The sequence below is a fragment of the Acinetobacter sp. WCHAc060033 genome (genome assembly GCF_004209125.1).
Lineage (GTDB): Bacteria > Pseudomonadota > Gammaproteobacteria > Pseudomonadales > Moraxellaceae > Acinetobacter > Acinetobacter wuhouensis.
In genome coordinates, this window is sequence record NZ_SGSW01000075.1 from 1 (window position 1) to 10,022 (window position 10,022).

Genomic DNA, 10,022 nt, shown 5'->3' on the forward strand with positions numbered 1-10,022 from the left:
AGCTAGCAGCTCTCTTTTTTATGATAGAAGTGTACTCACTAGTACACTTCTATCATATCCATTTTACATAATGGTCATTATGAATAGTTATTACAATTTCATTAATTATCATATAGATATATTTTTTTGACTTCGTATAAGGTGTATTATGTTTATTTTAGAAAAACTAATTGATTCTTGAAAGTAAACAGGCTTCCATTATCAGATATTAAGAGGTCTCAAATTCTTTCTGATAATAGATTAACTAATACTTTTAATTCATCTCGTAATTGATTTAAGTTATCAAACTCAATGTTCTTGGTAAGCTCTTTAGGAATCTTTTCTGCTTCAGCAGATAAGTCTCGCCCTTTATCTTTTAATGAAATAAAAACTCGTCTTTCATCATTAGGATCACGTGATCGATTAATTAGACCAGATGTCTCCATTCTTTTTAATAGTGGGGTTAATGTTCCACTATCAAGATGTAAAATTTGTCCAAGATCACCCACACTTACACATTCTTTTTCCCACAAAACCAACATCACTAAATATTGAGGATAAGTGAGTCCGAGAGGTGTAAGAAAAGGGCGATAAGCTTTTACGATTAAATTAGATGCAGCATAAATAGGAAAACATAGTTGCTCATCTAAGCAAAGCTGATTCTTGGACATAGCTTTTTATTTGGTATAGACAGTGGTAGACACCTGTATATTACCTCGAATAGCATTGGAATAAGGACATACTTGATGCGTTTGTTCCACGATTTTCTCTGCCTCAGCTTGTGAAATACCTGAAAGCGTGACATCTAAGTGTACTGTCAAGGCAAATCCACCATTGCCATTAGCAACTATTCCAACAGTACTCAGGACCTCTACATCGTTATCACGGATTTTATATTCTTTATTGCTACGAGTTACATGGATCACTGCATTTCCAAAGCATGCAGCATAGCCAGCTGCAAATAATTGTTCAGGATTCGTTGCATCACCCTTACCACCTAATTCTTTTGGCAAAGCCAATTTTAGTTCTAAGATACCATCTTCACTACGAATATTTCCTGAACGTCCACCGATTGCTTTAACCTGGGTAGAATAAAGATTACTCATTTTGATTACCTTTAAATAAATACATTGTGTGCAATATAATTGCACACAATGTATTTATGTCAACTGTTTTTTATATTCCATTTAACATAATAGAGCTTATACGAAACGTGTTTTTAATATTACTTTAATATCAGTATCTTATCGTTATTCATACCCTCTGGAACGTTCTCGTTCAACCGACTTGGAAACAAGTCGGTTTATTTTTAAGCAAAAATGTAACTTTTAGCCAATAAAGTTGATCAAAAAACATTCGTTTTTGCATTTTTTCCTGATTTCTCAAGGGTCACAGTTCAGAAATAATCCCCAATTTCTGCGGACAACTCTTGGAATAAAATAGGCCAACTTTGTAAGCCAAAACTTACATAGATTTAAGGGTTTTGCGGATTGGTAATCCAAGGTATTAGCCCTATGATGAATACATAAGGGAACTGGATGTTTCCAGAAAACAAGAATAAAAAAATAGCGCAAGGAATGGGCAACACGAGATCAGTAAGACGAGCAACCCGATATGAAAAAGCCCGACAGGATGTCGGGCTTTTTTATTATATTGATTAAGATAATAATTAATTTATAATTTATTGTAATTTAATAAAAATTAATGGGGAAAATATGATTGATTGTGAAAAAAAGTTAGAGGAATTAAGCATAAAACTAAAAGAGCTATCTGATGCAGAAAAAGAATGTTTACAAGATTTAAGCTTTCCATTTATTCCTAATTTTGATGAAAGTTTTAAATTATCAAAAAATAAAATTTTATTAGTTGGACAAGAAACAAGAGGATGGCAAGGGAAACTCAAAAAGTTTTTAGAACCAGAGTTAGATATAAAAAGTATTATTGAAAATAGTAAAAATCGTCATATTACACTGTCTGATACGGAATCGGCTGGTCAAAGTAGTTTCCTTCAATTTATGAAGAAAATTAAAAGTAAGAATAATAATGAATATGTTCAGTGGTTAAATTTCTATTTATTTGATTATAAAAAGAAATCTTTTAATAAGCTGAGTAAAAATAATTCATATAAAAATGTATATGAAGAATTAAAACAACTGTCTATTCAGAATTTATCTGAACAGATTATAGAGCTAAAGCCCAAAGTAATTTTCTTTGTAGGTCAATATCATCATAATTTCCCTAAATTGGAAGAAATCTTAAATCTATCATCTAATGAAAAAATTATTTTAAAAGAGCCAGTTGATAAATTTACGATGAAGATATGGAATGATGAAATATTAGTATTTCGAGCACCTCATCCAGCACATTTTGCATCAGTTTCACAAAAGGCGAGAAAAGCTACTTTAAATTATTTACAGCTATTTAATGAAAGTGAAGATATTCTAGAATTTAGAAAAAAATTATCTTTGATGTAAAAGAAACTAATGAAAATAGGAATTTTTTGGTACTGGAATCATCAAGTGATTGGCATTGCTCATACTTTTGAGTATGAGCAAGCTGATTCAATTGGCCTCATTGATAGTCCATACACCCATGTAGAATATTGGACAACTTTACAAGAACAATATCCTGAGCTACAAAACTATGAATACGAGCAGATTCCAAGAGGTCGAATCATTTTTGATAAAAATAAATCCAAAGCAATAATGTATTTAGATAAATCATTGCTCTACAAATCCAAAGTGAAGAGGCTCTATTCTTTTTTCGATTTAGATGAAAAAAAAGTTATTCTTAGGAAAGATCCGCACTATCGGATTTTATAAAAGTGCTGTTTAACCGATTTACTTTAGTTAAAATAAAATATTCATTTTCAGAAGGTCTAATCAATGAGAAAACGTCTTAAAGATTATAATCTTGATCAAAGTTCACAACGAGAAAAGGTTTCTGGTCAAGTATTACCTATGCAGTTTAGTCATGATGAAGCGACTAAACGAGTCGTCATGCATAGTGCTAAGCGTGTAATTCAGCAACATAAAGCTGAGATCCAAGAGTTAGCTTATAAATGAGTTTAATTAGCTCAACATTTGTTATAGCTGTTCACGATGAAATTCTTGTGCAAACAGGCGTTGGACGTGCTGGTTGCCATATTGATAAATTAGAAAGTGTTCTAAACCGTATAGATCAGCAAATGTATTACAGCGGTGTTGATGATATTTTTGAAATAGCAGCTTGGTTTGGTATAGCTATTTCAAAAGGACATGCTTTTGTTGATGGTAATAAAAGAACAGGCCTCGCAGTAATGCTAACCTATCTTGAAATTCAAGGAATCACCATCTTAGAACAAACAGGACTAGATGACTTAATGGTTGATATCGTTGAATCTCAAGAATCACATGACACTTTATCTAAACTGGTCGCAGAATTCTTATATGATCTATCTGTCATTTAATGACTTGGAATTAATAGGTTGAAGACACTATTTGGCTATAGCTGTAATCTCTATCTGAATATTTTCATCATAGAGATTTTCTAGAATTTCCTTATATATTTCATAATTATCTTTCTCATAACATACAAAAAACACTTCATCTACGGCTTCACATGAGGGTAATGTCATCATGATAGATCCAATTGCAAATTCAGCTGCCTGCTGTAATGGATACTTATAAATCCCTGTTCCTAAATTTGGAAATGACACTGTTTTTGCTTGAACCTGATTAGCTTTCAAAAGTGCATTGCTATAAGCATTACATAAGAGTTGAGGTTCATTTTTTTCACCGCCTAACCATCTAGGTGGAACAGCATGAATCAGATATTTTGCAGGTAAATTTCCAGCTGTCGTTACTTCCGCATTTCCAACAGCACATCCACCTTTTTCTTGATTAATCTGAATGCACTCTGATTTCATTAAAGATCCTGCTTTTTTATGGATCTTTCCATCTAGTCCACCACCACCAAGTAATGATTTATTAGCTGGATTCACAATAGCATCTACAGATAAGGTAGTAATATCCCCATGTACTAATGTAATCCGATTCATATAAAATAGGTTCCAATCATTAATAAATTTTTGCAAATATTTTAATAAGTTAAATAACAAGGGGAAAGTATGCAATCAAAAGTTTTACTTAATTTATTAGATGAGGTTGTTCAAGAAAAAAAAGTAAATTCTTTATTTTTAAATCGATATAAAAATCTTCTAGCTCCAAAGTTTTCCATCTTTAGCTATTTTCGCACAGATGAATTAATACTAAGTAATATCCTAGCTGACCTACTAGATCCTCAAGGTAGTCACGGACAAGATTATCTTTTTATCAAAAAATGGATTGAACTTAGAAAAAATGGATTAGATGAATCTTGGCAAAAAATTAACTTAGACCAGTCTAAAATCACCGTTAAGTTGGAAGAAAAAAATTGGCGTTTAGATACTTTAAGAAGGATGGATATCCTAATTGAGATTTTTTGTCATGGTGAAAAATACGCATTATGTATTGAGAATAAGCCTTTTGCATCTGATCAAAAGAATCAACTTAAAGATTATGCTGACGAGTTGGAGCAACGCTACCCCAACCAATGGCAACTGATTTATTTATCTGGTTCTGGAAAAGAGCCTAGCGAATACAGTATATCGAAAGAAGATTCCGAACTTCTACAATCGCAGAGCAAGTTAGCTGTATTGGGCTACGCAGATTTAATTAAATGGTTAACTGAGTGTATTCTTTATACGAAAAATGATCGAGTAAAAGTCTTTCTAGAAGAATTGAAATTATATATCTCTCAAAACTTTATTACGCAACTTAGCAACGAAGAACAAACTGTTATGTTAAAAAATATCTTAGATCATGATGACTACATTAAAGCACTAATTGAAGTCGAAACATTGAAACTACAAGTACAAGAAAACTTACTGGTAAAGTTTAAGGAAGACCTAAATCAATTATGTGAAGGTTTTACTCTTGAGGGTGAGCTCACATCTAAAGCCTATTCAGGAATTAGTATTTTCAAAAAAGATGAATCTAAAAAAATTAGATTTAGAGTTGAGTTCGATCGCTCACGATTTGGATTATTCTTTTTAGGTATAGTTTTATCAGATTTTACAGATGTAATTGTGACTGTAGAAGAACGAGAAAAGTTATTAAATCTTGTTCAAGAACAATTTCCATCTATTAAATTAGGTCAGTCACCTAATTGGCCTATCTATATTGATATTCCAGAGTTAGCTCACTGGGATAGCAATGGTGATATTTGGGTCAATATAAAAAATGGTACTCTAGCTCAACGTATTTACAATGATTACTTCATAAAACTAAATGAAATCATAAGTACAAGTGGTATTTAACCACTTAAATTATAAATTAAGACCTTCTAACTAAAATATTCAAAGCCCTCAATCGAGGGCTATTTAACATAAAATCTCTTATGCGAAATACAACAACAAAAAAAGCCCAGCTTAGGACTAAACTTACAACTAAAAAAATATTTAATTAATTGATAATTCAATATTTTTTATTTCTTAATTCATTTACTTCTAAAATAGCTTTTTCAATCTCAATCGTCGTAATGCTTTTCCCATCGTGGGTGTACTTTGATAAATTATTTAAAGCTATAACGATAACATCGTCTTCTAATCTATAGCTACTCGTTAATCTAGAAGCTTCAGCAAAAAACCGAGTCGCTCTCATACGATGAAAATATCTATGATATTCAATAAACATATCTTTTATGCTTTCACTTGAACTATTTGAACCAATTTGCAACTCTTTACAGGCTGCAAGCACAGCACCACCAACTTCAAATTTACGTCGGTTTTCAGCAGTTCTTTTCTTCTTAGCTTCGTTCTTTTGGATCTGACTCAGATATAACTCTAAATCACTGACATCAAGCTTTTGTGCCTTAAAATTTAAATAACGAGTACACATGGTTTTGAGAAGATTTACATCTGCCTTCTCTAACAAACCGCATTCATAATCATCATATAATTTTAAAAATTTTTTCTCATATTCAGACTTATTCTTTTCAGACTCCAATTGGTCAGCTAATAGCACGAGCCTAGTGTGTTCACGGTACGGTTTTAACGCTTCTTTCACCAAAACCTGCTGCGGTTCAGACAATAACTCAAAGTTAAAATCTTTCTTTAGAAGAAACATCATTACTTCATCTTGCAGTTCCGAGCGTTCCTGACGTCTTAAAAATTCAACAAAGCCATGCAACTCTGCCACCTGGAGTAATTGAGCCGGTCTTCCACGTTTTTTTGCTTTTTCAAAAGTCATTATCTGCCGCCGAATTTTCAGAACTGCTACCGATCCAAATATGGTTTTACCATATTTGGATCGGGCAGTCTGAAAATAATTATTTAAATAAAAAATAAAATTTCTTGAAAAGAATTTCTATTTTTTATTTAAATAATTCGCACTTGACAGTTTCTCCTAATCGGAGAAACTAGTACGCAATGGGGCGCTTCCCCCTTGACCCCCTTCAACCGGATTTTTCAGCCATCCAGGCATTCCAAATCCGGGCGGTTTTCATTTAGTTTCACTCCATAAAAACCGGTCCCAGACCAACAAAAAGGTGAACATGGCCAGCTACCATTTCAGTGTGAAAAGCAAAAATAAAGGTTATGCCATGGGCCATTACCTCTACATTGCCCGGCTAATGCAATATGAGCAAGTTCGCAAAAACACTAATGAGGTGCTGGAACATGTTGAACTTGGCAAATGCATGCCGTCCTGGGTGAAAGATCCGATTGAATTTTGGCAAGCCGCTGATACTTATGAACGAGCCAATGCCAAGGCCTACATGGAGTATGAAATTGCCCTACCGAATGAGTTTACGCCAGAACAGCGTAAAACGCTCATAGAGACGTTTTTTGACAAACACATAGTCCCACAGCAATATCCGCACTCATACGCAATACACAACGTAAAATCACGCATCAGTGGCGAAGATCAGCCCCACTGTCACCTGATGTTCTCTCTCAAAGCCAATGACGGTATTGAACGGACAGCCGAACAATATTTCAAACGCTATAACCCCAAAGAGCCAAGCAAAGGTGGTGCAAAGAAAATCCAGCTGCAAGATGGCCATGCAGACTATTCCACTTTTTTGATCTATATCCGAAAACAATGGGAAAACCATCTCAATGATGCCCTTGCACAGCACTGCCCGACCGTCACCTACACACTGGATGGCCAAGACATCACCATCAAAAATCAGGTTTCAGCAGACAGCTATGAAAAATATAACGAGATCCACAGCACGCTATACCTTCCAGAGCCAAAACTAGGCGTTGGCCAACAAAATGCGACAGCGGAATATCTCGCCCAAATCCAAAAAATCCGAGAACACAACCAGCAAGAACGAGAACTCGAAGAACGCCAAAAGCAATTAGATCAACAACATGAATATTTTTATAGTGCTGAAAACCATCCATTTTCATCATTGGAAGTGATGTATTACCTGAATTACTTAATCAAGAATGCAAAAAATAAGGACACACTAAAAAATGATTTGAATGAAATTATAAAAAACCAAGGTCCTATACTTCAAAAAGAAGGTTGGTCCATCCACGAAATGAATGAAACACTCGAAGATTCACGACGTAACGGCACCCCATGTTTTGAGTTTGAGGTACATTCCCGACCTGAATCCGTATTACCGATACAAAATACGCCTCCCAAACTTACTCAATCAGAACCAGTACAACCTAAAACTGATGATTATGATTACGGTGGTCCAGGTTTTTAAAATTATCTGGCTTTATTCAGGCCTTACAGAGCGAGTGTCTACGAGCGAACAGACTCAATTAAAATTTTCGCCATGCTTTTTCCCTGATTACAAGCTCCCTTTTGTCGCTAAGATTCAAGTACAGAGCAAAGCGACTTGATATTTTTGAGTCATGACTGAGCGAAGCGAAGATAAAAAAATTATGAGCGTAGCGAATTCCTACTGCTTTTGCTTTTTATTAAATTCTAGATGGTATTAACCAAAAAATTGCCCCGACGAATCGAGCGAAAGCGAGATTCAATAGAGTTTGAGCGTAGCGAAAACCAAGGGCAATTTTTTACTCCCTGGGCTTTTAATTATTTTTAATCTTTTAAATGCTTTTAAGTAAGCTGTAATCCTTTATACACAAGGGTTTCAGAACTAATAAAACTAGGTTCATCGACCCATAAAACTAGGTTTATCGACCTATAAAACTAGGTTTATCGACCCATAAAACTAGGTCTATCGACCTTAAAACTAGGTTTATCGACCTCAAATCAAGTTGATTTACAAATCAATTAAAATAGTCTATTGTACGACCTAGTTTAATTATAAATTTATTATTAGAAATGAGTGAATTAATCGTAAAGGATAATGCTTTAATTCAAGCTAGCTATACCCTAGATACAGTTGAACAAAGGCTGATCCTATTAGCCATTGCTGAAGCTCGAGAAACAGGACACGGGATAACTGAAAATAGCCTTTTAGAAGTACATGCAAGTAGTTATATCAATACCTTTAATGTCGAGAAACACACTGCTTATACCGTGCTTCGGGATGCATCTAAAAGCTTGTTTGATCGCTATGTCACGTATCATGACATTAATCCTAAGACTGGTAAGGATCGTAGCTTTCACTGTCGTTGGGTCGATAAAATTGGATATGAACCTCAATCAGGGATCGTTTTCCTACGTTTCACGCAAGACATTGTTCCACTCATAACTCGACTGGAAGAAAACTTTACTAAATATGAATTGGAGCAGGTTTCGAGATTAACTAGCTCTTATGCTATTCGGTTATACGAGTTATTAATTCAATGGAGATCTGCTGGTAAAACGCCAATTTTTGATCTATCGATCTTTAGACAACAACTTGGTGTCGAAGCTCATCAATACAAAACAATGAGTAATTTTAAAACGTATGTTTTAGATTTTGCCCTCAAGCAAGTAAATGAGTTAACTGATATAACGGCTAAATATGAACAACATAAAAAAGGACGTTCAATTTCCGGTTTTTCTTTCAGTTTTAAGCAGAAAAAAACCAACTCTGACAAAGTAATTAAGGAAACGGATACATTAGCCCTTTTCTCCAAAATGAGTGATAAACAACGTCATCTCTTTGCCAACAAACTTTCTGAATTACCTGAGATGGGGCGATATTCAGAAGGCACCGAAAGCTACCAGCAATTTGCTGTGCGCATTGCAGAAATGCTTCAAGATTCTCAAAAGTTCCAAGAATTATTCCCTTATCTTCAAAAAGTTGGCTTTGCATCTGCCTAAAATTTAAACTTGATCATTTGTCTATTAGACAGTCTAATAGACAGTATATTTTTACAAGTTTAGGCATAGGTTTACAGGATGAAAACCCTTACAGTTCTTGAACTTTCCAAGCTCTACAACATCAATAGACAAACGATTTACAATAACATAAAGAAAGGAAATTTAAGTAAAAATTCTGAGAATAAGATTGATCTAGCGGAAGCAATCCGTGTTTTTGGGGAACCCGTCAAAAAACAGGATGTAAAAGAATCTGTAAAAGTAGACATTCCAAATTCGGCAGAAGTTTTACTGCTTAGGCAGCAGATAGACATGTTGAAAAATCAGCTTGCTGATGCCAAAGATCGGGAATCTTTCTATCAAAACCAAATTGAAACGATGCAACGCCTATTAGAAGCCCCAAAACCTAATATGACTACGTTTACCGATCAAGAATTAGTGCAACCCAGCATAGTCAAACCAGCTCCCGAACCTGACACAGCAGAAGCTAAACATGACGGATTGACTACTCCCGAGCAGAGGGAAAATAAGCGGATTCCCGTGCCGGAGCATGTTGAACAGGAACCGGAGAAAAGAGGCTTTTGGAGCCGTTTTTTTAGACCCTATGATTAACCACGATTGTTTAACTCATATGAACAAAGTCGTGAAACATTGATCAAAGAATAGGCGTGGAACGTGAAAAATCATAAAAAAAGCCCGAACAGGGATATTCGGGCTATCAACTAGGAACTACAGCATTGATTTCTAAAGATAATTAGAACACATTTCGTATAAGGTGTATTATGT

General features: G+C 34.5%; 12 protein-coding genes. 8 read left to right on the top strand and 4 right to left on the bottom strand.

Annotated elements, in window-relative coordinates; genetic code table 11:
- Window positions 1–218: 218 nt before the first annotated feature.
- Window positions 219–650, bottom strand: a complete 432-nt coding sequence (locus tag EXE10_RS19350) for a MarR family winged helix-turn-helix transcriptional regulator (RefSeq protein ID WP_004282098.1) — start codon at window positions 648–650, stop codon at window positions 219–221.
- A 6-nt stretch (window positions 651–656) separates the two neighbouring features.
- Complete coding sequence (locus tag EXE10_RS19355; protein ID WP_017725649.1) at window positions 657–1,085, bottom strand: organic hydroperoxide resistance protein; 429 nt, start codon at window positions 1,083–1,085, stop codon at window positions 657–659.
- Between the two features lie 609 nt (window positions 1,086–1,694).
- Between EXE10_RS19355 and EXE10_RS19360 the strand changes: the two genes are divergently transcribed.
- From EXE10_RS19360 to EXE10_RS19375, 4 genes are all read left to right on the top strand, one after another.
- Complete coding sequence (locus EXE10_RS19360) at window positions 1,695–2,453, top strand: hypothetical protein (RefSeq protein WP_107112076.1); 759 nt, start codon at window positions 1,695–1,697, stop codon at window positions 2,451–2,453.
- A 9-nt stretch (window positions 2,454–2,462) separates the two neighbouring features.
- Window positions 2,463–2,801, top strand: coding sequence for a hypothetical protein (locus EXE10_RS19365; protein WP_107112075.1), 339 nt, complete (start codon window positions 2,463–2,465; stop codon window positions 2,799–2,801).
- 63 nt (window positions 2,802–2,864) lie between these two features.
- Window positions 2,865–3,044, top strand: a complete 180-nt coding sequence (locus tag EXE10_RS19370) for a hypothetical protein (RefSeq protein ID WP_107112074.1) — start codon at window positions 2,865–2,867, stop codon at window positions 3,042–3,044.
- Window positions 3,041–3,427 (top strand): type II toxin-antitoxin system death-on-curing family toxin, encoded by a 387-nt coding sequence (locus EXE10_RS19375; protein WP_107112073.1) that lies wholly within the window; start codon window positions 3,041–3,043, stop codon window positions 3,425–3,427. Before EXE10_RS19370 ends, EXE10_RS19375 begins: the two co-directional genes overlap by 4 nt.
- Window positions 3,428–3,454: 27 nt before the next feature.
- Here EXE10_RS19375 and EXE10_RS19380 read toward each other — a convergent pair whose 3' ends face one another.
- Complete coding sequence (locus EXE10_RS19380) at window positions 3,455–4,018, bottom strand: macro domain-containing protein (RefSeq protein WP_086384392.1); 564 nt, start codon at window positions 4,016–4,018, stop codon at window positions 3,455–3,457.
- A gap of 69 nt (window positions 4,019–4,087) precedes the next feature.
- On the opposite strand from EXE10_RS19380, the gene EXE10_RS19385 reads away from it, so the two are divergent.
- Window positions 4,088–5,317, top strand: coding sequence for a PD-(D/E)XK nuclease family protein (locus EXE10_RS19385; RefSeq protein WP_086384393.1), 1,230 nt, complete (start codon window positions 4,088–4,090; stop codon window positions 5,315–5,317).
- Between the two features lie 157 nt (window positions 5,318–5,474).
- Here the strand turns inward: EXE10_RS19385 and EXE10_RS19390 are convergent, their stop codons facing one another.
- Window positions 5,475–6,248, bottom strand: a complete 774-nt coding sequence (locus EXE10_RS19390; RefSeq protein WP_005146105.1) for a hypothetical protein — start codon at window positions 6,246–6,248, stop codon at window positions 5,475–5,477.
- 304 nt (window positions 6,249–6,552) lie between these two features.
- Here EXE10_RS19390 and EXE10_RS19395 point away from each other — a divergent pair, with 304 nt between their 5' ends.
- The 3 genes from EXE10_RS19395 to EXE10_RS19405 all read left to right on the top strand — a co-directional run bounded on the left by EXE10_RS19395 (window position 6,553) and on the right by EXE10_RS19405 (window position 9,848).
- Window positions 6,553–7,722, top strand: coding sequence for a MobA/MobL family protein (locus EXE10_RS19395; RefSeq protein WP_004728458.1), 1,170 nt, complete (start codon window positions 6,553–6,555; stop codon window positions 7,720–7,722).
- 587 nt (window positions 7,723–8,309) lie between these two features.
- The gene (gene repM, locus EXE10_RS19400; protein WP_108496740.1) at window positions 8,310–9,239 is read left to right on the top strand and encodes a replication initiation protein RepM; all 930 of its coding nucleotides are present in this window, start codon (window positions 8,310–8,312) and stop codon (window positions 9,237–9,239) included.
- Window positions 9,240–9,317: 78 nt separating this feature from the next.
- Window positions 9,318–9,848, top strand: a complete 531-nt coding sequence (locus tag EXE10_RS19405) for a plasmid replication DNA-binding protein (protein WP_108496739.1) — start codon at window positions 9,318–9,320, stop codon at window positions 9,846–9,848.
- Window positions 9,849–10,022 lie beyond the last annotated feature (174 nt).